Origin of the sequence: Companilactobacillus metriopterae, assembly GCF_002762335.1 — a bacterium.
Taxonomy (GTDB): domain Bacteria; phylum Bacillota; class Bacilli; order Lactobacillales; family Lactobacillaceae; genus Companilactobacillus; species Companilactobacillus metriopterae.
Genome location: NZ_CP024610.1, coordinates 79,368 through 103,964, shown reverse-complemented (window position 1 = coordinate 103,964; position 24,597 = coordinate 79,368). Strand labels below are relative to the sequence as shown.

21 protein-coding genes are annotated in these 24,597 nt (G+C 35.1%); 19 read left to right on the top strand and 2 right to left on the bottom strand.

Annotation, left to right across the window (positions count from 1 at the left end; genetic code table 11):
- Positions 1 to 12 precede the first annotated feature (12 nt).
- Complete coding sequence (locus tag CS873_RS00555) at positions 13 to 381, top strand: PaaI family thioesterase (RefSeq protein ID WP_099973951.1); 369 nt, start codon at positions 13 to 15, stop codon at positions 379 to 381.
- Here CS873_RS00555 and CS873_RS00550 read toward each other — a convergent pair.
- Positions 378 to 899 (bottom strand): DUF308 domain-containing protein, encoded by a 522-nt coding sequence (locus tag CS873_RS00550; protein ID WP_099973950.1) that lies wholly within the window; start codon positions 897 to 899, stop codon positions 378 to 380. The genes CS873_RS00555 and CS873_RS00550 overlap by 4 nt on opposite strands.
- 203 nt (positions 900 to 1,102) lie before the next feature.
- On the opposite strand from CS873_RS00550, the gene CS873_RS00545 reads away from it, so the two are divergent.
- The 11 genes from CS873_RS00545 (at position 1,103) to CS873_RS00495 (ending at position 16,585) form a co-directional block, all read left to right on the top strand.
- Complete coding sequence (locus tag CS873_RS00545; RefSeq protein ID WP_099973949.1) at positions 1,103 to 2,836, top strand: pyruvate oxidase; 1,734 nt, start codon at positions 1,103 to 1,105, stop codon at positions 2,834 to 2,836.
- Between the two features lie 105 nt (positions 2,837 to 2,941).
- The gene (locus tag CS873_RS00540) at positions 2,942 to 4,372 is read left to right on the top strand and encodes an APC family permease (RefSeq protein WP_099973948.1); all 1,431 of its coding nucleotides are present in this window, start codon (positions 2,942 to 2,944) and stop codon (positions 4,370 to 4,372) included.
- A 740-nt stretch (positions 4,373 to 5,112) separates the two neighbouring features.
- On the top strand, positions 5,113 to 6,582 hold the full coding sequence (locus CS873_RS00535) for an SLAP domain-containing protein (RefSeq protein ID WP_099973947.1): 1,470 nt from the start codon (positions 5,113 to 5,115) through the stop codon (positions 6,580 to 6,582).
- A gap of 276 nt (positions 6,583 to 6,858) precedes the next feature.
- Entirely contained in the window at positions 6,859 to 8,091 is a 1,233-nt protein-coding gene (locus CS873_RS00530) for an SLAP domain-containing protein (RefSeq protein WP_099973946.1), read from the top strand.
- A gap of 246 nt (positions 8,092 to 8,337) precedes the next feature.
- Positions 8,338 to 9,810, top strand: a complete 1,473-nt coding sequence (locus CS873_RS00525) for an SLAP domain-containing protein (RefSeq protein ID WP_099973945.1) — start codon at positions 8,338 to 8,340, stop codon at positions 9,808 to 9,810.
- Positions 9,811 to 10,188: 378 nt separating this feature from the next.
- On the top strand, positions 10,189 to 11,103 hold the full coding sequence (locus CS873_RS00520; RefSeq protein ID WP_099973944.1) for a hypothetical protein: 915 nt from the start codon (positions 10,189 to 10,191) through the stop codon (positions 11,101 to 11,103).
- Positions 11,084 to 11,542 (top strand): SLAP domain-containing protein, encoded by a 459-nt coding sequence (locus CS873_RS00515; RefSeq protein WP_099973943.1) that lies wholly within the window; start codon positions 11,084 to 11,086, stop codon positions 11,540 to 11,542. The genes CS873_RS00520 and CS873_RS00515 overlap by 20 nt, the downstream gene beginning before the upstream one ends.
- Positions 11,543 to 11,736: 194 nt before the next feature.
- Positions 11,737 to 13,332: a hypothetical protein gene (locus tag CS873_RS00510; protein WP_138108114.1), complete on the top strand. Its 1,596-nt coding sequence runs from the start codon at positions 11,737 to 11,739 to the stop codon at positions 13,330 to 13,332.
- Positions 13,333 to 13,490: 158 nt separating this feature from the next.
- Positions 13,491 to 14,633 carry a hypothetical protein gene (locus CS873_RS00505; RefSeq protein ID WP_099973941.1) on the top strand — a complete coding sequence of 381 codons (1,143 nt, stop codon included), beginning with the start codon at positions 13,491 to 13,493 and terminating at the stop codon, positions 14,631 to 14,633.
- Positions 14,620 to 14,964, top strand: a complete 345-nt coding sequence (locus CS873_RS00500; protein WP_099973940.1) for a hypothetical protein — start codon at positions 14,620 to 14,622, stop codon at positions 14,962 to 14,964. Before CS873_RS00505 ends, CS873_RS00500 begins: the two co-directional genes overlap by 14 nt.
- A 145-nt stretch (positions 14,965 to 15,109) precedes the next feature.
- On the top strand, positions 15,110 to 16,585 hold the full coding sequence (locus tag CS873_RS00495; protein ID WP_099973939.1) for a hypothetical protein: 1,476 nt from the start codon (positions 15,110 to 15,112) through the stop codon (positions 16,583 to 16,585).
- 45 nt (positions 16,586 to 16,630) lie between these two features.
- Here the strand turns inward: CS873_RS00495 and CS873_RS00490 are convergent, their stop codons facing one another.
- The gene (locus CS873_RS00490) at positions 16,631 to 17,434 is read right to left on the bottom strand and encodes a hypothetical protein (RefSeq protein ID WP_099973938.1); all 804 of its coding nucleotides are present in this window, start codon (positions 17,432 to 17,434) and stop codon (positions 16,631 to 16,633) included.
- 205 nt (positions 17,435 to 17,639) lie between these two features.
- On the opposite strand from CS873_RS00490, the gene CS873_RS00485 reads away from it, so the two are divergent.
- The 7 genes from CS873_RS00485 (at position 17,640) to CS873_RS00455 (ending at position 24,521) form a co-directional block, all read left to right on the top strand.
- Positions 17,640 to 18,065, top strand: a complete 426-nt coding sequence (locus CS873_RS00485) for a hypothetical protein (RefSeq protein WP_099973937.1) — start codon at positions 17,640 to 17,642, stop codon at positions 18,063 to 18,065.
- 209 nt (positions 18,066 to 18,274) lie between these two features.
- A complete protein-coding gene (locus CS873_RS08205; RefSeq protein WP_099973936.1) occupies positions 18,275 to 19,720 on the top strand; it encodes an SLAP domain-containing protein in 1,446 nt (481 codons plus the stop codon).
- 98 nt (positions 19,721 to 19,818) lie between these two features.
- Positions 19,819 to 20,052: a hypothetical protein gene (locus tag CS873_RS00475; RefSeq protein WP_099973935.1), complete on the top strand. Its 234-nt coding sequence runs from the start codon at positions 19,819 to 19,821 to the stop codon at positions 20,050 to 20,052.
- 188 nt (positions 20,053 to 20,240) lie between these two features.
- A complete protein-coding gene (locus CS873_RS08275) occupies positions 20,241 to 22,016 on the top strand; it encodes a glycoside hydrolase family 73 protein (protein WP_099973934.1) in 1,776 nt (591 codons plus the stop codon).
- A 103-nt stretch (positions 22,017 to 22,119) separates the two neighbouring features.
- Positions 22,120 to 22,824 carry a hypothetical protein gene (locus CS873_RS00465; protein WP_169922424.1) on the top strand — a complete coding sequence of 235 codons (705 nt, stop codon included), beginning with the start codon at positions 22,120 to 22,122 and terminating at the stop codon, positions 22,822 to 22,824.
- 155 nt (positions 22,825 to 22,979) lie between these two features.
- The gene (locus CS873_RS00460) at positions 22,980 to 23,468 is read left to right on the top strand and encodes a hypothetical protein (protein ID WP_099973932.1); all 489 of its coding nucleotides are present in this window, start codon (positions 22,980 to 22,982) and stop codon (positions 23,466 to 23,468) included.
- Between the two features lie 81 nt (positions 23,469 to 23,549).
- A complete protein-coding gene (locus tag CS873_RS00455) occupies positions 23,550 to 24,521 on the top strand; it encodes a peptidoglycan recognition protein family protein (protein WP_099973931.1) in 972 nt (323 codons plus the stop codon).
- Positions 24,522 to 24,597: the final 76 nt, after the last annotated feature.

Sequence of the window (24,597 nt, the reverse complement as noted above, 5' to 3'; positions counted from 1 at the left end):
GAGGTATATTATATGAACATTTTACAAAATTTAGGCATAGAAGTAATTAGTCAATCTAAAAAAGAAGTAATATTAGAGATTAAAATTTCTGATAAACATTTGCAACCATATGGAATAATGCACGGTGGTATGAATACTATTTTAGCTGAGACAGCTGCTAGTATTGGTGCAAATTTGAATATGGAAGATGGTTTTGTCGGCGTTGGAGTAGACGTAAATACTCATCACCTGCAACCTGTTAAGTCAGGTATTTTACAAACTGTTGCTTCACCTATAAGGATAGGTAATAATACACAGGTTTGGCAAGTAATAACACATAAAAAAAATAGCACTGAAAATACAAGCTTCAGCACTATTACTATACAAAAAATTAAACGTTAGTTTCTATATAATCTTGAATTTATAAATTCAAAAACAGCTAGAACAATCAAGATTACACCAACTAGTTGATAAATTAGAACTAAAGTTCTAGATGGTTCTAGTATGAAGACGACACCTGCTGCAACCATCAACGCTGAATAAAAGTAATCAAGCCAAGGAGTTACATTCACGTATTTACGCGTATCGTGGGAGTCTCTGAATTGATTGATTCCATTTATTATTAGGATAATACCCAGTAGAGGTGGAACAAGCTTTATCAAAATTTTTGCAACTGCAAGAATTACAAGTGCAATAATAATAGCTCCAATACCTAAGCCGATGGAGAGGTTGTTTTCTCCAGTGGCTTTTTTTATTGTCAAACCATCTATGATAGAAAGAATACCGTAGATAGCAATATAACTAGAAACAAGGTAAATTATTACATTTACACTTGCGGTTGGTTTTATAACTATAATTATTCCTGCTATCAATAGGAACAAAAAGCGTAACCAACGATAAAGTTGAAACTGTTTGACCATTTTTTCACACCCTATATTAGTTTGTATATCTATCATATCAGAATTTTGATTGAAAAATATAGTTTATTTATTATTTTTTTCACATTCACAATCTAACTCAAAAAGTTTTTACTGTAATTGTTTTACAAATTAATTTTTTGAGATTGTGAAAACGTTGTGATATTATTAAAACTGATTTGAAAGTTTTTTTAGGAGGAATAATTATGAAAGTTCGTGCATCTGACAAAATGGTAGATGTTATGTCAAAATGGGGAATCGATAATGTTTTCGGTATCCCTGGAGATTCTGTTGATACTACTATTGATGCCTTATATAGAGCAAAAGATAAGATTAAATTTACACATGTTTTACATGAAGAGGTGGCTGCTTTAGCTGCATCATCTCATGGAAAACTAACAGGGGAAATCGGTGTTTGTTTGTCAATTGGTGGTCCAGGTGCTATCCATTTGCTAAACGGATTGTATGATGCCAAGATGGATCACGCACCAGTTTTGGCAATTTTGGGACAAGTTCCATCACCAACAATGAATACAGACTACTTCCAAGAAGTAGATACACACGTATTGTTTGAAGATGTTGCAGTATACAACAAGCAAGTTATGAATCCTCAAACATTACCACAAGTAGTAGATGAAGCTATTCGCACAGCTATCTCTAAGAAGGGTGTAGCTGTTCTTACTATTCCTGATGATGTTCCAGATCATATGATTACTGATGGTTTCCAACCTAACGTTGATAATTTCAAAGAAGAAGAATATCTAGTTAGTGACAATGATATCGCTGCTGCACTCAAGTTAATGGAAAACCATTCTAATCCGCTAGTTCTTTCTGGACGTGGTGCCGAAGATGCTAAACCTGAACTACTAGAATTTATCGAAAAATACAAATTACCTATCATTCAAACAATGCCTGCCAAGGGTACTGTTGATGATTCTCATCCTTACAACTTGGGTCAAGTTGGTAAATTAGGTACAAAACCAGCATATGAAATGATGCAAAAAGCTGACTTACTAATTATGCTAGGTACAAACTATCCATTCAGTGCATACCTAAACCACAAGATAGACGCTATTCAAGTTGATACTGATGCTGACAAACTAGGAAAACGTCACAAGGTTAATGTTGCCATTCAAGGTGATATTAAGACTGTTCTTTCACGTATGAATGAGATGGGAAATCCTATTTCAGAACGTCCATACTTAGATACAGCTGTTAAGCGTATGGCTACATGGCGTGGATGGATGAACGATGTATACTCAAAAGATCATAAAGCAGGAGTTCTTCCTTCAAAAATGTTCCATACAGTGAGTGAGCAAGCTGAAGATAATGCAGTTTGGTCAATTGATGTTGGTACATCTACTTCATTTGGAGCAAGATTTATTGATGTAAAACCAACTCAAAAATATACAATTTCTTCATGGTTGGGAACAATGGGATGTTCACTTCCAGGAGCTATCGCATCTAAGATGGCTATGCCAGAACGTCCAGTATATGGATTCATGGGTGACGGTGCGTTCTCTATGGTAATGCAAGATTTTGCTACTGCTGTAAGATACGATTTGCCAATGGTATTGATAGTTCTAAACAATAAACTACTAGCATTTATTCAATACGAACAACAATCAGCAGGTCAACAAAACTATGCAGTCTCACTACCAGATATTGATTTTGCTAAGTTTGCAGAAGCATGTGGTGGTATCGGTGAAAGAATTACTACTGATGAAGAATTTGAAGCTGCAATAAAGAAATACAGAAATCCTAAGAAACCAGTTCTACTAGACGTAGCTACTGTTGATGAAGCTCCACTTCCAGGACAAATTGTTATGGAAGAAGCACTAGGATATACAAAATTTGGTCTAGGATACGTAGCGGACAAAAAGAAATTACCACAACTTCCTCCAGTAAAAGAAATGATGAGATCTTTCTTAAAGATATAAAAAAAGAGACTACTTGGTAGTCTTTTTTTTATGTCTTCAAATGATTTATTAAGTAAATTCTGTTATTATTAGAAGTAATTTAATAAAAGAGGAGATACATTAACTATGGGGGATTTTTTTAAACGTATTTTTAGAAAAGAAGATCCTACTAGATATGAAGATAAAGATTCAAATCTAGAGAGGGTACTTACCGTTAAAGATTTCTTATCACTTGGGGTTGGTACAATTGTTTCAACATCTATCTTTACATTGCCAGGTGTAGTGGCTGCAAAACATGCAGGACCTGCAGTGATTTTTTCATTTTTGATTGCCGCAGTTGTTGCTGGGTTAGTAGCCTTTGCCTATGCTGAGATGGCTTCATCTATGCCATTTGCAGGATCTGCTTATTCTTGGATTAACGTAATATTTGGGGAAGTATTCGGTTGGATAGCTGGATGGGCTTTACTGGCGGAATACTTTATTGCGTTAGCCTTTGTTGCATCAGGACTCTCGGCTAATTTACGAGGATTGCTAGCCCCAATGGGGATAGGACTACCTAATTATTTGTCCAATGCTATTGGTGTTAATGGTGGTTTCGTCGATATTGTGGCAATTTTAGTTATAGCTTTAGTAGCCTTTCTACTATCATATGGAGTTAGTGAGGCAGCCCGAGTTGAAAATATTTTGGTGGTTATGAAAGTTGTAGCAATTTTAGTATTTATAGTTGTTGGTGCAACAGCTATCAAAGTTAAAAACTATATTCCTTTGGTTCCTGCTTATCACGTAAATAGTGATGGTACAACATTTGGTGGATGGCAAGGAATATACGCTGGTGTTTCAATGATATTCTTGTCATATATTGGATTTGATTCAATTGCTGCTAACTCTGCAGAAGCAAAGAATCCTGAAAAAACTATGCCTCGTGGAATTATTGGATCACTAGTTATTGCAGCAACATTGTTCGTCGCAGTGGCGTTAGTACTTGTAGGAATGTTCCACTATACTTCATATGCAAATAATGCAGAACCAGTGGGTTGGGCATTGCGTCATGCAGGACACCCAATTGTAGCTAGTGTTGTTCAAGCGGTAGCGGTATTAGGGATGTTCACAGCTTTGATTGGTATGATGATGGCAGGATCAAGATTACTTTATTCCTTTGGTCGTGATGGAATGTTACCTAAATCTCTAGGTAAACTAAATAAACGTAATCTGCCTAATAATGCTCTTTGGACTATTGCCATAGTTGCTATTGTAATAGGAGCATTTTGTCCATTCGCATTCTTAGCACAGTTGATATCAGCTGGAACGCTTATTGCGTTTATGTTTGTTTCATTGGGTATTTACCCATTACGTAGACGTGAAGGGGTGGACTTGGCAGAACCAGGATTTAAAATGCCATTTTACCCAGTTATGCCATTCCTAGCATTTTTAGGATCATTGTTGGTATTCTGGGGATTAGATAATGAGGCTAAATTATATGCATTGTGCTGGTTTATAATAGGGCTTGTTGTTTATTTCTCATTTGGAATAAAGCATAAAGATGCCGAAAAACAATGACATTAATCAATTGATATAAAAAATATTTTATATATGTAACAATTAAGTTACATGTTGGTGAAATTAGAAAAAAATATTCTCAATTATGATAATCTTAAGTTACGTTAGGGAAACGTCTTAACGAATAAATTTTAGAGGAGTTTATATTATGTTTACATTTCTTTTAGGTACACTATCAAACACATTAAGCTACGGAGTAGATTTCATTAAAGGAATCTTTGGTGGTTTGTTTTAATTAATAGTTATAAAAAAAGAGGTACTATCTAACCAGTAGATAGTACCTCTTTTTTATATTTAAGTTTGTAAAAAGATATGATAAAATGTGTTAATGCAATATATTTTTGCAAATATATAAATTGGAGGATATATAAATATGTTTACAATTTTTAACCTAAACCCATTTATCGGTGGTACTGTTAGCAATGTTCTAAGTTATGGTGTAGATTTCGTAACTGGAATTTTTGGTAAATAATTTTAATTGATTAATTAAAATTTTGAGAGGTGCAGCTTATGCTGTACCTCTTTTTTGTTGATTCACTTAATAGTAAACTGAAATTTGTCAATCAAAATGCCTATATTACGGGCTTGTAACAGAAAGTTACAGGTTAATTAAGATATATTTCAATATAACGACATCTATATATTTTTTATTCTCACCATTGTATTCTAAGAGTATATTAATTAATCACTTAACTTTGATTAAATTAATAACTAAATAAAAATCTCTGGGGGATTTTCACATGAAAAAATCTATTACTTATGCAGGTGTTGCCACAGCTGCACTTATCGCAATCGCACCATCTGTACAACCTGTAATGAATGCATTACCATCACAAGTACAAACAGCCAAAGCTACATTTGATCCTGCTACACAGGAAGATGCTTACAATGCTTTTGATGCAACATGGAAAAATTATAACAATGCTACACAAGCAGACTTTGCTTACGGTGCAACATTTGCACTATTAGAAACAAACAACCGTTTGACATACTCAGGTGACTGGGCAGCTAACGGAATTGTTAAGCCATTGCACCCACAATATCAATCAGTTACAAATGACGTTGATGTTGTTGCACAATTGAACGAAATCGTATTCTTAGTTGTTCCTCCTGTTGGAATGACATCATCAGAATGGCAAAATGAAATGTTCGCTGCTGCACAACACGGTGGACAAGTAGAATACCGTATTGTTGGTTACGCAATGCAAACAATTAAAGACCACGCTCTATGGTCAAACCAACAAATCGTAAACACATTCCCAGCTTACAAGCTAAATGGTCACTCATTAGACAAGACTGTTTATGCTAAGACAGCATCTACACAACAAGTATCACACGCACTAAACATTAACTACGCTACACCAGTTGATGGTTATGTAGGCCAATCAAAGAGTGACTTCTACATGAACGGTCTTTACCCACTAACAATCAAGAATAACTTGGGTGAAACAGTTACACCTCAAGACGTTACTTCAACATTCTACAAGGGTACTGATATCTTAGGTACAACTCTAGACGCATCAACATTACCAACTGCTGGAGTAGTTACACAAAAGATGACAATCAAGTTCAACCGTAACGAATACTCAGCACTATTGAATGATATGGATCAAATCACAATCAATGGTCAAGAATATTCAGGTGGACTACTATCAAAAGTTTGGGATAAAGTAAACAATACAGTTACAGTAACTCGTCAAATTAATGTTACTTTAGATAACTTTACAGATACAAAGATTGATGACATCGTTGATACACCAATCGTAAATATGTCAAATGACACAATTGTTACTCACGTATATGATGCAAATGGTAAGCTAATTGCTAACCGTGCATTGGCACAAGGTACAGGTTGGGTTACAGATACAAAACGTGTAAATAACGCAACTGGTCAAGTATACTACCGTGTTGCTACAGGTGAATATGTTAAGGCTGAAGATGTAACTCTTCGCGGTAAGACAACAACACCTTCAACAGGTTCAGAATTAACAGATATCACTGATCTATCTGGCAAACACACAGTAGATTTGGATACACCAGGATTTGTATATCCTCTATACACTGCAGAAGGCAAGCAAGCTGGACGTAATGTTGCTGGTGGCACATCATGGGTTACAGACAAGACTGCTAAAGATGCAGAAGGTAACACATATTACCGTGTATCTACAACAGAATGGGTAATGGCTGGAAACGGTGTTACTTTTAAATAATTCTTTTAATATAGTTACAAAAAAAGAGACTACGTAAAGTAGTCTTTTTTTGTTATTAATTTTTCAAATTATTAACTATTAATCCTATACCTAACTATATATAAAGAATGAGGTAATTGATTAACAAATATTATGTTACAGAAATGTTAAGAGAAGGTTATGTATTTATTAATAACATTGCAAAGCTAAATAATCATAGTAATATAGTTTTCATCGGTAGTTGATTAACAACATATTCAACTATTTCAATAAATTATCTTAAGAGGGGTTTTACCGATGAAAAAATCTGTTAAATACGCTGGTATCGCAGCCGCTGCTCTACTTACAGTAGCACCTGCAGTAGCACCAGTTATGAACACAACTGTACCAACACAAACACAAACTGCTAAGGCTACATTCGATCCTGCTACAGAAGAAGACGCTTATAACGTATTCGATGCAACATGGAAAGATTACAACAATGCTACACAAGCAGACTTTGCTTACGGTGCAGGATTTGCACTAGCAGAAACAAACAACCGTTTGACATATTCAGGTCAATGGGCAGCTAACGGAATCGTTAAGCCATTGCACCCACAATATCAATCAGTTACAAACGATGCTGATGTTACACTAGCATTGAACGAAATCGTATTCCTAGTTGTTCCTCCAGTAGGAATGACATCATCAGAATGGCAAAACCAAATGTTCGCTGCTGCACAACATGGTGGATCAGTTCAATACCGTATTGTTGGTTACTCAATGCAAACAATCAAAGATCACGCTCTATGGTCAAACCAACAAATTGTTAACACATTCCCAGCTTACAAGCTAAATGGTCACTCACTAGACAAGACTGTTACTTCTAAGACTGCATCTACACAACAAGTATCACACGCACTAAACATTAACTATGCTACACCAGTTAATGGTTATGTTGGTGAATCAAAATCTGATTTCTACCAAGGTGGAAAATACCCACTAACAATCAAGAATAACTTGGGTGAAACAGTAAATCCTCAAGATGTTACATCAACATTCTTCAAGGGTACTGACATTCTAGGTACAACACTTGACGCATCAACATTACCAACTGCTGGAGTAGTTACACAAAAGATGACAATCAAGTTCAACCGTAACGAATACTCAGCACTATTGAACGACATGGATCAAATCACAATCAATGGACAAACATTTGCTGCAAATAGCAACATGTTCAGTAAAGTATGGGATAAGATCAACAACACAGTTACAGTTACACGTCAAATCAACGTAACAACTGACAACTACACAGATACAGCTATCGACAATATTGTTGATACACCAATCGTTAACCTATCAAACGACACAATCGTTACTCACGTATACGATGCAAATGGTAAGCTAATTGCTAACCGTGCATTGGCACAAGGTACAGGTTGGGTTACAGATACAAAACGTGTAAACAACGCAACTGGTCAAGTATACTACCGTGTTGCTACAGGTGAATATGTTAAGGCTGAAGATGTAACTCTTCGTAACGCTCAATAATAAGTATTCATTTATAATAGGAAGAAACTACTTCGGTGGTTTCTTTTTTTGTTAAAATACAATTATATTATTTCTATAAAATGTCAAAAATAGCTTATTTTTTATGAAATTGTTAAAAAAATACAAATAGATTAAATTTTGGCTTTCCAAAATGATCAAAATAAGTTATTATAAGTATCGTACTAGTTAAAAGAATCATTTTGACTATATTAAAAATATCTAAAAACTTATGGGGGATTTTCTCTAATGAAGAAATCTATTACATACGCTGGTTTCGCAGCCGCAACTCTACTTACAGTAGCACCTGCAGTAGCACCAGTTATGAACGCAACTGTACCAACACAAACACAAACAGCTAAAGCTACATTCGATCCTGCTACAGAAGAAGACGCTTATAACGTATTCGATGCAACATGGAAAGATTACAACAATGCTACACAAGCAGACTTTGCTTACGGTGCAGGATTTGCACTAGCAGAAACAAACAACCGTTTGACATATTCAGGTCAATGGGCAGCTAACGGAATCGTTAAGCCATTGCACCCACAATATCAATCAGTTACAAACGATGCTGATGTTACACTAGCATTGAACGAAATCGTATTCCTAGTTGTTCCTCCAGTAGGAATGACATCATCAGAATGGCAAAACCAAATGTTCGCCGCTGCACAAACTGGTGGATCAGTTCAATACCGTATTGTTGGTTACTCAATGCAAACAATCAAAGACCACGCTCTATGGTCAAACCAACAAATTGTTAACACATTCCCAGCTTACAAGCTAAACGATCACTCACTAGACAAGACTGTTACTGCTAAAACATCAGCAACAATCCAAAAATCACACGCACTAAACATTAACTATGCTACACCAGTTAATGGTTATGTTGGTGAACCTAAGACAGACTTCAACGTTAATGGTAAATACCCACTAACAATCAAGAATAACTTGGGTGAAACAGTAAATCCTCAAGATGTTACATCAACATTCTTCAAGGGTACTGACATTCTGGGTACAACACTTGACGCATCAACATTACCAACTGCTGGAGTAGTTACACAAAAGATGACAATCAAGTTCAACCGTAACGAATACTCAGCACTATTGAATGACATGGATCAAATCACAATCAATGGTCAAAACTTCTCAGGTGGACTATTGACAAAAGTTTGGGACAAAGTAAACAACACAGTTACAGTTACACGTCAAATCAACGTAACAACTGATAACTACACAGATACAGCTATCGATGATATCGTTGACACACCAATCGTTAACCTATCAAACGACACAATCGTTACTCACGTATACGATGCTAACGGTAACCAAATTGCTAACCGTGCATTGGCACAAGGTACAGGTTGGGTTACAGATACAAAACGTGTAAACAACGCAACTGGTCAAGTATACTACCGTGTTGCTACAGGTGAATATGTTAAGGCTGAAGATGTAACTCTTCGTGGCAAGACAACAACACCTTCAACAGGTTCAGAATTAACAGATATTACTGACCTAACAGGTTCACACACAGTATCACTAGACACACCAGGATTTGTATATCCACTATACACAGCAGCAGGTTCACAAGCTGGACGTAATGTTGCTGGTGGTACATCATGGATTACAGACAAGACTGCTAAAGATGCAGAAGGTAACACATACTACCGTGTTGCTACAGACGAATGGGTAATGGCTGGAAACGGTGTTAACTTTAGCTAATTCGTTTTGATAAAAAAGATCGCCTTTGGCGGTCTTTTTTTATTGTCTAAATAAATTTAGTTCTTAAATAATATATATAGAAATTATTAATCATGCTCGTATTATCAAATTAACTTAATTTTCAAGTCTATTAACTGATTTTTTAATTGTTATGAATGAAATATTTTGTTTTATTATAATTTATCAATTTATTAGAATAATCCGATAATAATTCAATAATTTTTTAGAATTTCAGATAAAATGTCTGAAAATTCTTATTTTAATAAAAATATTATTTTATTTTCTAAACCTTTTCAAAGTATATATTCTTATGTAATATATGGGATATGAAAATTGTTCAATTTCTAGTTGGATAATTTTTAGGGGGATTTTTCTATAATGAAAAAATCTATACAATACGCAGGAATTGCTGCAGCTACATTGCTAGCAGTTGCTCCACTAGCAACACCAATGATGGGAGTTGAATTACCATCAGCATCTCAAACAGCCAAAGCTACTATGGATCCAGCCACAGAGCTAGATGCTTACAATACATTTGATGCTACTTTTAGAGATTACAATAGCTCATCAAGAGCTGACTTCTTGAAGAGTGCTGTAAGTACAGCTGCTATGACAAACAATAGATTCACATACTCATTCACAGGAACAGGACTTACAGCAGGAGTTGATATCCTAGATATCCTTGCTCCAGTTCATCCTCAATTCCAATCACTTTCAAATGATGGTGATGTTACTCTAGGATTGAACGAAATCGTATTCCTAGTTGTTCCTCCAGTAGGAATGTCTACTTCAGAATGGATCGGTCAAATGCGTGCTGCTGGTCAAAACGGTGGTTCAGTCCAATACCGTATCGTTGGTTTTGCAATGCAAACAATCAAAGATCACGCATTATGGTCAAATGAACAAATCGTAAGAGATCTTACACCATACAGTCTTGCAGGTAAGAAACTAGACAAGACAGTTACTGCAAAGACAACAAGTGTTACTCAAGTATCACACGCACTAAACATTAATTACGCTACACCAGTTGATGGATTTGTTGGTGAATCAAAATCTGATTTCTATACAAATGGTAAGTTCCCACTAACAATCAAGAATAACTTGGGCGAAACAGTTACACCTCAAGATGTTACTTCAACATTCTTCAAAGGTACTGATATTCTAGGTACAACTCTAGGTGCTTCAACACTTACAACAGCTGGAGTAGTTACACAAAAGATGACAATCAAGTTCAATAGAACAGAATACTCAGCATTGTTCATTGTTGAACAACATGGACCAAATTACAGTTAACGGTCAAAAATATTCAGGAAATATCTTGAACAGAGTATGGGACAAGATAAATAACACAGTGACAGTTACTCGTAAGATCAATGTTACATTGGATAACTATACAGAAACAAAGATCGATGATATCGTTGACACACCAGTTGTTAACCTATCAAATGATACAATTGTTACTCACGTATACGATGTAAATGGCAAGCAAATTGCTAACCGTGCTCTATCTCAGGGTACAGGGTGGAAGACAGATACAAAACGCGTAAACAACGCAACTGGTCAAGTATATTATCGTGTTGCTACAGGTGAATATGTTAAGGCTGAAGATGTAACACTTCGTGGAACATCATGGCTTACAGACAAGACTGCTAAAGATGCAGAAGGTAATACATACTACCGCGTATCTACAACAGAATGGGTCATGGCTGGAAATGGCGTTACTTTTAAATAATTAATTATATAAATACACAAAAACTACTAAAGAATATTCTTTAGTAGTTTTTTTATTTTTATAATAAGAAGGAAATTTCATTTATATTAAAATTAATTATCATTTTTAAATATATATTGTATGCTGTGATGATTATTACTATAATTTAGCTTGTAAGGTAAAATAATATACCTATAATTAGGGAGATTAAAAACATGAAGAAAACAATTTTGGCTTCAACATTAGCAGCAACAGTGCTAATTTCAACACCAATTTTAACAACAGTCGCACAAGCTGATGTAGCAACAGACGCAATTTCATCTGTAACAACATCAACAAAAAATACAGATACAACACCAACACAAGATACTGCAAATACAGAATCAACAGCCACTACAGAGAGTATTTTTGATGGCTTTGATACTATTATTGATAATATAAAGAATCAATTGGGTCTTGGTGAAAAATCTTCAGATGATTACACTTTAGCAAAAGCAGTAGATGGTTCACTAGTTAATCAATATAATTTAACATCTGTTCCTTCTCCATCAGTTCTTAGAAATTCAACAGTAAAAGATGAAGATGGTCATGCTCAATATAAAATAAATGCAAAACAATTTTATAGTTCTTCAATGGGTAAATTACAAACAGCACCCTCAACTGGTTCTACAGCTTCAAGTAATGCATTGCTAAATTTGATTCAAAGTATATTCGGTGGTAACGAATTAGAAAAAATTGACATGACATTTACCCTAACAGATTTAGACGGTAACGACATTTCCCCTACTTCTTCTGCATCTGTATACAAAAAGGGATACAAGATGAACATAAGTTATTCTAGTAAAGATGAAGGAGATATGTTTGCTAGAGATGAAGCTCTAGTTTATTCACCTTCATCACAAATTGATACAGATGATAACGAATCTCTTAATGCTAGATTCACATCACCATATTCTGTAGCAGCTGGTACAACTAATGCTTCATTACAAGGTATTGCTACAGATCTATACATTGCTGATGACAATGGAAATACAGTATCAAATGTTACAAATACAACTGGTAAGTTATACACAACTGAAAAAGCTGCCTACAATGCTACAAGTTCAAAAGAAGTAACAGCTTCTACATTGGATACAGTAGGAACAACTTACTACCAAACAATTAATGTAACATCTACAAGTCAAGCAATGATCAATCTTATGACTAAAGTTTCTGACGGTGACGAAGATTACGCATTGATGGTAAATGGTTCTGAAGCAGATGCTGACAACTTAAATATTAATCTTAAATCAAAATCTGTAACATTCAGACTTGTTAGAGCTGTTACTGTTGCTGCTCCATCTACAGCATGGAACACAACATCAATTTCAGGTACTGTTACAACAGGAAGCAATGCTATTTACACACTTGTAAATGACAATGGTGATGCTGTTGCTAACCGTGCTCTATCAGGTAACTCATCATGGAGAACTGATACTGTTCGCACAAACGCTGCAGGTCAAAAACAATATCGTGTTGCTACAAACGAATGGATTGACGCCTCATCTGTAACATTTTCAGATGGTTCATCAACATCAGGTTCAGCAATCACAAGTATCACTGATCTATCAGGTTCACACGTTGTTGATCTAGCAACACCAGGATTTGTATATGCTCTATACAAAACAGATGGTGGAGCATCAACGAGATATGTAGCCGGTGGAACATCATGGGTTACTGATAAGACAGGTAAAGATGCAGCTGGAAATACATACTACCGTGTATCTACAAATGAATGGGTCATGGCTGGTAATGGAGTAACATTTAAATAATTAAAAAGACTGCTTATGCAGTCTTTTTTTATTTCACAAAAAAATAAGACATTCTTCGTAATTTTAAAAAGTTCACATAAATAAAGTGAAATATATTTTAGGGAGAATTTTTTAATTATGAAGAGAAGTATTAGATATACACTATTGTAGCCGTAGTGTTGACATCAGTATCAGCCGCACTACCAGTACTTAACGTCAAAGCTGATGTGGAAGAACCTACATCAGAAACTACAGAAGTTAATAATGAAACAATAGATAGTTATTCTTTAATACCTACATGGGGACATGACGACAAAAAAGATTTACCTACAGAAATAGGTAAAGTTAATGCCAAACTAGCCAGTCAATACGGATTGAAAACAGTTCCAGCATTGCATGGATTATTAAAATCTGGATTGATTGATAGTTATCAGAATGGTGTTTCAAATACTATTAAATTTGAAACTCTTAAAGATTCAGATCTATTCAAACTTCAAAAAGCTGCTCTATCAGAAACAGCTTCTGTAAAATTTTTGGATCAAAAAAATGTAAAAGTTCAGCTATCAGTTAGAAGTATCGACAAAACTAAAAAAGTTGTTAACCTAGATGATATTAAAAACATCGATAAAGCAAAACAAGGTTTTTACGTTACAATTAATTTTCTAGATTCAGAGGGTAAGTCAATTGCTAAATCTGCTGAATTGAAATATTCAACACTATCAGAAGTAGCAGCTACAGATTTCAAAGAAATGAATGTTAGTTACACTTCTCCTGTAAAGGTTGGAGTGGGATCATCAATCAAGAGCGTAATGGATCCTAAAAAATCAGATTTAAAAGTTGTCTTAAATAAAAAGGGACTAGCAACTAATGCCAAGGTAGATATGGGTAAGATTTACTCAACTGAAGCAGAAGCAGTCAAAAATACTGGTAGAGGTATACTTACTAGCCCAATAGGTAAATTTTCTAAGTTTACTAAAAACAATGCTACTTATTATCAAAATGTTACAGTAAGTGTAAATGACGACAAAGTTAAGTCACTTATTAAGAGAGTATTGCTAAACGAAGAAGGTTTCTCTGTGACAGCCAGTGATAAAATCGCAAGTATCGCAGAAAATGAAATGCATTTCGTAAGAAAAATATCAGTTGTAGATGCAACAACAACTCCTGATACTACAGATCCAGAAGAACCAGAAACAACAGATTCAGCCTGGAAAGAAAGTTCAGTTTCAGGAATTGTAACTACTGGTAAAAAAGATTACTACACACTTGTTAATGGAGAAAACAAACCAGTAGCCAACCGTGCTCTAGGTGGAAACAACTGATACAGTTAGAGAAAATTCAAAAGGTGACAAACAATATCGTGTTGCTACAAATGAGTGGATTGATGCTAAAGATATCACATTCTCTGAAGGCAAGCAGTCAACAGCTATAAATGAAATCACAGATCTACCAAGAATTCATGTCGTAACTGTAGATACACCAGGATTTGTCTATCCATTGTTTACTATCGATGGAGTAGCTTCAACAAGAAGTGTTGCCGGTGGAACAGCATGGGCAACTGACAAAGTTGGAAAAGATAGTGCAGGAAATACATACTATCGAGTAACAACAACAGAATGGATCCTAGCAGGAAACGGCGTACATTTCGAATAGATAGAAAAAAGACTATGAAATCATAGTCTTTTTTTGTTGTTTACTATAAATGTTAAGAATTTTTTAAGAAAATAGATTGTTTTGAATTCAAAGCTCAACTATAATTAATTTGTATATTCATATATTACAAATAGGGGAGAATATTATGAAAAAAAGTTTAAAAATGGCAGTATTGCTATCAGCTACAATACTTGTCGCAAGTCCAGTAATTGCACCTTCAATTGCTAACTATAAAGCTCAAACATCTTTGGCTGCAACACACAGTGACAGCGATATGGAAAAAGCTATTGATAAATTCAATAACAAATTGACAAGTATTTACGGTATAACATCAACAAAGTGGAATAATTCTGCAGATTTAACAAATATTTTTTATGAGAATGCAGATCATACTATAAATACAAATGTTGATTATAGTAGATTTCAGGCAAACTCAGGTCAATCAAATGTATCACATAGCATCCTTTCAGATAGTGATTCTCATGTTCAATTACAGTTAACTTTGGAAAAACTAGATGGTACTGAAGTAACAAAGTGGTCTGATCTTTTAGCTATTAATAACGAAAAAATAGGATATAAGATTGTTGTAAATGGTTACACTTACGGAACTACAAACAAACCTTATAATCCAACAGAAAAAACTTTAGTTTATTCAAAATATTCAAAATCAGTTACAGATAATAACTTGACTTCGGCTAATGTTAAATATTCTAAACAAGTTAAAGTTAATCTAAAGTCAAAAATTTCAGATTTATCAGATCCTAAGTCAATTGACTTATTCATGACCGATCAAAATGATGACAAACAATTAGATGGATATTCAGTAGCACCTGGACGTGTATACACGTCTGAAAATGCTGCTATCAAAGATAATGGTGGTTCTAAACTTTATGCACCAACATCAGGTACATTTGAAAAAGCAAATGCTACATACTATCAAGCACTGACAGTTAAATCCTCAAATGCCAATTTGAATGCATTATTCGACCATTTAGAAGATAATTCTCCGAGTTACACAATTGTTGTAAATGGAAAGGGATATAGGGGGGATGAATTTGCAGATACATTTGATGCAAATTACAACAAAAATGAATTCACTGTTGTAAGAACTATTTACACTAACAACACACCTGCAGTTGACGTTCAAGACAACCTATGGGAAACAAAGGATGTTACTGGTGTTGTTACAACAAAAGAAAATCCATTCTACACACTAACTAATGACAAGAACGAATTTGTTAAAGATCGTGCTTTAACTGGTAAGTCAGCATGGAAGACAAATGCTGTTCGTACTAACAAGTCAGGTGTTACTCAATACCGTGTAGCTACAAACGAATGGATCGATGCTGCTGGTATTACTTATGTAGATGGCGCAACTGCTTCTGCAAACACAGCACTTACTTCAACACAAAAATATGGCACAGCACATGTTGTTAACTTCGACACACCGGGTACAGTTTACAGATTGTTTGATATAAATGGTAAAGCAACTGATAGATATCTAGCTGGTGGTTCATCATGGTTAACTAATGAAAGAATGGTAGATGCTAATGGAAATGTCTTCTATAGAGTATCTGCTAACGAATTTGTAAAAGTTGACAATGGAGTTAGCTTTAAATAACAAATAAAAAACCTCAATCATATGATTGAGGTTTTTTATTTTGTATTATTTTTGTTTGATGTCACTTTCTTTGATAGTTGAACGACCATCAGCGGCAGCGTTCTTGATAGCGATAACTATGTCGTTGTCACTCCAAGCATCAACGTTCTTAACACCTTGATCTCTAAGTTGTTGCCTTGCTTTTTCGATATCGGAAGCAGAGATGTTTCCTCTATCTACTACATCAAAATCACCATTAGCAGCATTACCAGTATCTGATGAAGAACTACTACTTGAGCTAGATGATGTTGTAGTTGAACCTGTGTGATCTAACAATAGGTCAACTGCATCTTTATAGATATCAGAGTAGTAAGCATCTCTGATGTTTTCAGCATTTAGAACTTCTTTTAGAAGAGCAATAGCTGATTCTGTATTACCAGATTCAAAGAATGTTTTTGCATTTTTAACATTCTTTGAGTAGTCGCTACGATCTGACTTGATATTCTTGATATCACTGATCAAATCCTTAGCATTAGATTTCATAGTAGAATTACCATTTGATTCGTCTTTAACTTTGTTCAATGTTGTCTTGGCTTTACCAAACTTGTGACTGTTCATTTGTTTTTGAGCAGATACAAGATTCTTAGCCTGATTCTCTGATGCCTTCGACTTATCATCATTCTTAGCTTCATTAGCTGATTTGTAATAAGCGTAAGCTTCTGAATAATTTTGATCATTTACCGCGTTGTCACCATTAGCCATAGCTGAGTTGTATACGCTGGAATCTCCACTACCATTGGAACTGCTGCAGCCTGCAAGCATAAGTACCACAGCGCCTAAAGTAGTAAGAATAAGAATAGATTTTTTCATTGAATACCTCCATTGATAATCTTATAAACCCCATTATAACATGTTGCAAAAAAATCAAAAATTAATTTCCGATTACTAACGTGTTAAACGTTATTAATATTGTAAGCAACTTAATTGGCCAATTTATAGTACTTACAAATAAAAAGTATAGGGGAAATAAATATGTCTTGGGAAAAATCATTAATTAATTTAACGCTAAAAAACGATGCGTATTCTGGAGGAACTGCTGTTAAGAGATTTAACAACATCATTCAAGAACCAAGCTCTTGCAGCAAATACAGCATGGCTAACAGATCAACAACGTACAGAATCTGACGGTTCTGTTCAATACCGTGTTGCCACAGGTGAATGGATCGATGCAGCTAGTGTAACATTCTCTGATTCTATTGCTACAAGTTCATCAGCCTTGACAGATATTCAAGATTTGCAAGGTAGACACGTTGTAAGTATCTCTACACCAGGATTTGTATATCCATTGTTCCAAGCAGATGGATCAAAAGCCGGTAGAGCATTAGCTGGTGGTACAGATTGGTTAACAGATAAAACAGCTAAAGACGCTGAAGGACATGTTTACTATCGTGTATCAACAACAGAATGGTTGATGGAAGGTACAGGAGTATCATTCAAATAATCAACAATTTAAATAAATAGTTCACAAAAAAAGAGATCGGCTTAATGCCGGTCTTTTTTTGTAATATAAATGAAATAATTAAGAAATTATAAATTAATATCTAGGATATTGATTAAAATTTATCAATCTCATATACTTGTTCTGTGGTCGAGAGAAATACCACGTTCACATGATTACAAACAAATTAATGTTTCAATCGGAGGATATACATGAAGAAATCAATTAAATACGCAGGAATCGCAGCTGCAGCACTTCTAACAGTTGCTCCTATCGCAACACCAATCGCATCAAACGTTACAACTACAGTTAAGGCTGCAGATAATGATTCACAAGGAACTATTATGGCAGCTACTACTCGCTATATTACTAGCTTGTCAGACAATAGCAGTCTTGCTGCTGCCAACTTACCTGAAGTATCAGATTTACCAATTGCAACTAGTGGAAGTGTATTAGATACAAAAAATACAATTTCAATGTCATATTCAAACTTTTCTAGTCATTTTGGACAAGTTGCAAATCCTAACTATGCAGGTGATACAGATGTATTAACAAAGCCTGCTAATGATGTGAAAATTGTATTTACTATCACAAATTCAAAAGGTACAGTTGTAAAGAACTCTACTCAACTTGAAGCGGTGGATTCTCTTGGTAAAGGATATACAATTAATGTTTTAGGATATACATATAATAATGGAACTTCTACAGAAGCTGCTTATCAAGCAAAGGATGTAGTATTTACACCTACTGAATCAGCAAAAGCTATTAAAAAAGCTAATGTGACATATTCAGATAGCATTAGAGTAGACCCTTCATCAGCTACATCAGCTGTTAAGACATCTGCTTCATCAGATTTGAAAGTTACAAATAATAACGGTGGTGCTACAGTTACAGGATTGAATCTTAACCCTGGTGTTCTTTACACAACTGAAAATGGTGCTATTAAAGGTTCAGGAACAACATATACAAAAGCTAATTTTGGTGCAGATGATGCTACATACTACCAAAGAATCGTTGTTACTTCAGTTAACAATGCTCAAATGACAGAATTCCTTACAGAATTAGGTGATGTAACAACAGGTTATTCTATTACGATTAATGGATCAACTGTTAAAGCAGCTGATATGATTGCACTTTCAGACAATTCATTTGCAGTTATTCGTAAAGTTAACGTTGCTGATGCACCTGTTTCTGATGGTTGGACATACTCAGATCTTAACGGTGTAGTTACAACTGGTTCAAAAGATGTATACACACTTAAGAACGATGACAACAAAGACGTTGCTAACCGTGCTTTAGCTGGTGGTACAGATTGGAAAACAAACTCAGTACGTACAAACGCTGCTGGTGAAAAACAATATCGTGTTGCTACTAACGAATGGATCAACGCATCTGACGTTACATACAAAGACAGCACAAATCCAGGTACAGGTATCTCAAACATCCAAACTCTAACAGGTTCACATGTTGTCGTACTAGACACACCAGGATTTGTTTACCCACTATACCAACAAGATGGTAAGACATCATCAAGATATGTTGCTGGTGGAACATCATGGGTTACAGACCAAACAGGTACTGATGCTAACGGTGTAGTATACTACCGTGTATCAACTACTGAATGGGTAATGGCTGGACAAGGTGTTAACTTTAAATAATTAAAAGTTTAAAGTAAAATTAAGACTCGCTTCGGCGAGTTTTTTTTATACCCAAATGTTGTATAATACAACATAAGCAATCAAAAGGTGGTACTAACATGATTACAGATGTTAACGGAATTGTTAAAGTAAATCAGGATGACAGATATGTCGTATTCTTATTTGACACATTCGAAACAAATCGCAAAATGTTACAAGACAAATTTGTAAAAGGTCAAACAGCTTGGTATACAGACGCTAAGGGTGTTGGTGAAGACGGCAAAGTCTTCTACCGTATCGCATCTGATGGCGAATGGATTGAAGCTGATTATGTAGATTATATCGAGAGATAAAAAAAGTCTTATTCTCGTCCAGAGAATTAGGCTTTTTTAAATATGTTTCAAAATTATTAAATTTTTTTATGTTATTTGTTTAAAAAGTATTACAGTTTGACCTAATATATTGAAGAGATGACAAAATCATAGTACTGTTATCATTAGAGAAAAATTTAACTTAATAACAAAATCACGGGGAAATCGCAATGAAAAAGAAATGGCTTGCTTCCACTGCACTAGCTGGATTGATCACTTCTGTTGGAGCATCAACAGCTACACAAGCAGTTCGAGCATCTGACACATCAAACGACACAGATAGTCAATCACCATCACAATCATCTACAGGTAAGGATACATCAGTTGCATCTGTTATGGATGAAACAGGTGCACCTGTTACTACACCTGAAGAGGCATCTGCAGCTAACGCAGGAGATGCTAGCCTAGCTGCATCTATGGGTAGAAGTGCTGTTGAAGCAGTTACACAAGCTGCCGCAACTAAAGCAGCAACACCACAAGAACAACAAGCATTCTTGGCAACTGCAGTCCCTCTAGCACAACAAATGGCTGCTAAATACAATATATATACATCAGTAATGTTGGCACAAGCTATCTTGGAATCTTCTTGGGGTCAATCATTATTGGCTACCGAAGCTCATAACCTATTTGGTATGAAAGGTGATTACAACGGTAATTACTACACTATCCAAACAGGTGAATGGAGCCAAGAACAAGGATATTACTATATAAGTGCTAATTTTAGAAAATATCCTTCATGGACAGAATCATTTGGTGACAATGGTAATAAAATCCGTAATGGTGTTTCATGGGATTCAACATACTACTCTGGTGCATGGAAAGAAAATGCTGCAACTTACAAGGATGCTACACAAGCACTTCAAGGTAAGTACGCAACCTCTCCAACATATGCTCAAAGTTTGAACAACGTTATTGAAACATATAATCTAACTCAGTATGATACTAATACATCCACTGGAAACAACAATGGTGGCTCAACTGGTGGAGACACAAACTCTGGTTCATCAGCTGTTGTTAATGGTACACAAACACCTATGGATGATGTAGCTGTAGTAATCAACAAGAGTACAGCACGTCTATACATCGACGCTTATCCTAACCAAGCATCTAATAGAGCTTTAGGATATGGTACTCCATGGAAAGTAGCATCAAAAGTTGTAACTTCTGATGGTTCTGTTTACTATCAAGTATCAACACATGAATATGTTAAAGCATCAGATGTGAAGTTGAATTCTTCAACTTCATCAGCTACACAAGCACCTGAAAAAATCAGTGATATTGCTAAGATTTCATCTGTTCGTGGTGCTACTGTATACAGTTCACCAGATTTATCTTCAACTACAAGTCGAGTATTACCTTATCAATCAGACTGGGTAACTACTGCTTATGTTCTTGATGAAGATGGCAACAAATTCTACATGGTTGGTAAGAATGCTTATATCCTTGCCGACGATGTAACCTTGAATTCAGAAGCTGGATCTACACAATCATCAGCCAATGAAGGAGAAGATACAATTGTTTCTTATCCAGATGTTGTTACTGTAACAGCATCACCAAGTGCAAAACTATACGATGACAATCACAAGTTATTGCAAGTTAGTCTTGCTAATAAAACTGATTGGAAGATTGACAAGAAGTCAACACACGCTGATGGTTCAGTATGGTATCGTGTTGCAAGTAACCAATGGGTAAGTGCAGACAATGTCCAAGTTAAGGGAACTAATTACGTGAAGACTGTAAGTGGTTCTGTTAAAATCAATTATATTCCAGGTTATGCAGTTAACGTTTATAACTCACCTGCAGTTAATAACCAATTTACTGGTAATAGATTGTCAGACGGTACAACATGGGACGTCACTTCAATGCAAATTGTTGATGGCCAAACATGGTATGAAGTACCAGGCGGTTGGGTAAATGGAAAATATTGTATTTACACAGCAAATTAATATAAAAGACGCCAATAGGCGTCTTTTTTTTGCGCGGAGGACAAATTTGTTATATCAGTTTAAGGATGTACTAGTTAGTAAAAAGTACTTGTTAGGGGATGGATTGCGGTTACTCTATATCAGTGAAGACTTTGAAGTCGATCCTGATGTCGTAGCGGTATTAGATGTTTCAAAAGAAAAATTGTCTTATGGCAAATCGATAATTTTGCATAAAAGTAAGGGAGTATTCTTTGTTAGTCAAAATAGTAGGCAGGTTATAAATGAGTTTCATAAGTACAATCGATTGGGAATTTTACTATCGAAGATTCTAGCTAATTATTTTGAAATAAAGCAACTTATCCCGTTAGTACATGGTAATTATGCCTACATGCCGATGCGAGGTACTAGTCATGGTAGTACTGACTGGATAGGAGTGCATCATGTGGAAGATTTTAACCAATATGAGCAACAGGGGATATTTGAAACATCACAAGGAAAGGTGAAAATAGTATTTCCAAAAGGTAACTTAAACGATCGATTGCATGATTGTTGCTTCTTGAGTGAGATATTTTATATTGCGATTAGAAGATTAGTCGGTACGATGAATTATGAACTGAAACCATCTGAAGATACAGGGATGTTGCAGAAGTATCATCTGTGTAATTGCCTGAGGCACAGCAGTAGGGACAATGTCAGATCAGATCTCAATCCTGTGATTGACTTTGTCAAAAACTCTATGTTGTACTCGATGGTTCATGGGGAAATAGGTCAAAGAGATTTAATTACAAGTTATAAACAACGAATTAATAAGTTAAAGCATATCTTCTAATCTTGCCAGTTAGAGCTATATTTAGTTGAAATGTTTAGACTAGTTTGTTGATAGATCAATCTATAATCTTAGTTTTGTCGATTATTATTACAAATAATTTTTCGATACTTTATTAATTGCCACAAGCGCTTGTGAGTAATCGGTGAAGTACTGAAATGAATTTAGAAGAAGGATTTGAATTAGCTATACAAGATGAAAAACTAATTCACGGTGTTTTGAAAAAATTAGGAATTTGGCAAAATAATCCTAGTTATCAAGATTACTTACAAGAGGGATTTATAATATATGCTCGGGCATATGTAGATTACTGTAAAAGAAATGATAATCTAGAAAAATTCAATGTCTATGTTTATCAAAAGTTACGTTGGAGAATACTAGATTTGATGCGACAAAATCAGCGATTTGAGGATAATCATGAGTTAGGACTAGAGATAGAACAGAGCACTGAAATTGATAAGTTAGATCTAGACTTCACAAGTCTCGATCTAACAAAGATAGAAACTATAATTCTGACGGAATGTTTCTATAACGGTAAATCTCTCACAGAATTAGCAAAAATATTAAAATACAGTGATAGAAATTTGAGATATCATCGAGATAAATTACGTCAAAAAATTATAAAAGATTATCAATGTGTTACATAGTTTTACAGTTCTGTTACTAAGGATATTTTCATCAAAAAACTTGTTATACTTATTGAGTTAAGAAAAGGGAAGGTAATATTAATGTTTTTGCATAAAAAATTTATAGCAAGAATAGCTACGGCAGCTGCTTTAGCAACATTTGGCTTGGTTACATACAATCAAGTTTCACCAAATGCTGCAGTAGAAGTTAAAGCTGATTCTTGGATTAACCAATATATAGTAGATAACAATATCAAACCTGCATCAATTACATATGAACAAGGAACATTTACAAAATTCATTTCTTATCGTAATGGTGTTGGTAAACCTGAGGGAATCGTTATTCACGAAACTGCTACACCTGGCGCATCAGCCAGAGCAGAAACTACATATTTCAATAATAATTGGCAATCTATACAGACATATGTCCACGCTTTTGTAGATTCTAAGGAAATCTTGAATATTCACAGTACTGATTATGCAGTCTGGGGAGCTGGTCCATCAGCCAACTCAAGATATATTCAAGTAGAATTATGTGAGGTAAGTACTGCTGATGCATTCGCACGTTCAGTTGCCAATGATGCTTACTATACAGCAGCTAAGCTACTTCAATATGGATTACCATTCGAACCAGGTACTACAATTGTTTCTCATAAACAAACGTCAGATATGTTCCACGAAACTAACCATACTGACCCTGTTGGATATTTTGCATCATGGGGCTATGATATGGAACAATTCAACGCTCTAGTTTCTACATATTACAACAATATGAAGAATGGTACTTCCGTTGATAGTGGTTCGGGTAGCACTACTGCTGGTGGTGGTTCTACAACTTCTCCTAATGGCGACGCCAAGGGTGAAGGTGTGGTAAACGTATCAAATTCAACTAGCTCAAGTGTACCAATTGTACAATTTAATGCTGCTGGTAAACCTGTTAATTCAAACCGTGCGCTAGCAAACAATACACCTTGGTACACTGATCAATCTAAGACATATGGTGGTCACAAATACTATCGTGTATCTACAAAAGAATATGTAGAAGATACATACGCAACATTCACAGTTAACTAGATATTAAATATAGGCTCTCACAAAAATTTCGTGAGAGCTTTTAGTTTTAAATAATCGATTATTATCAGAAATGATC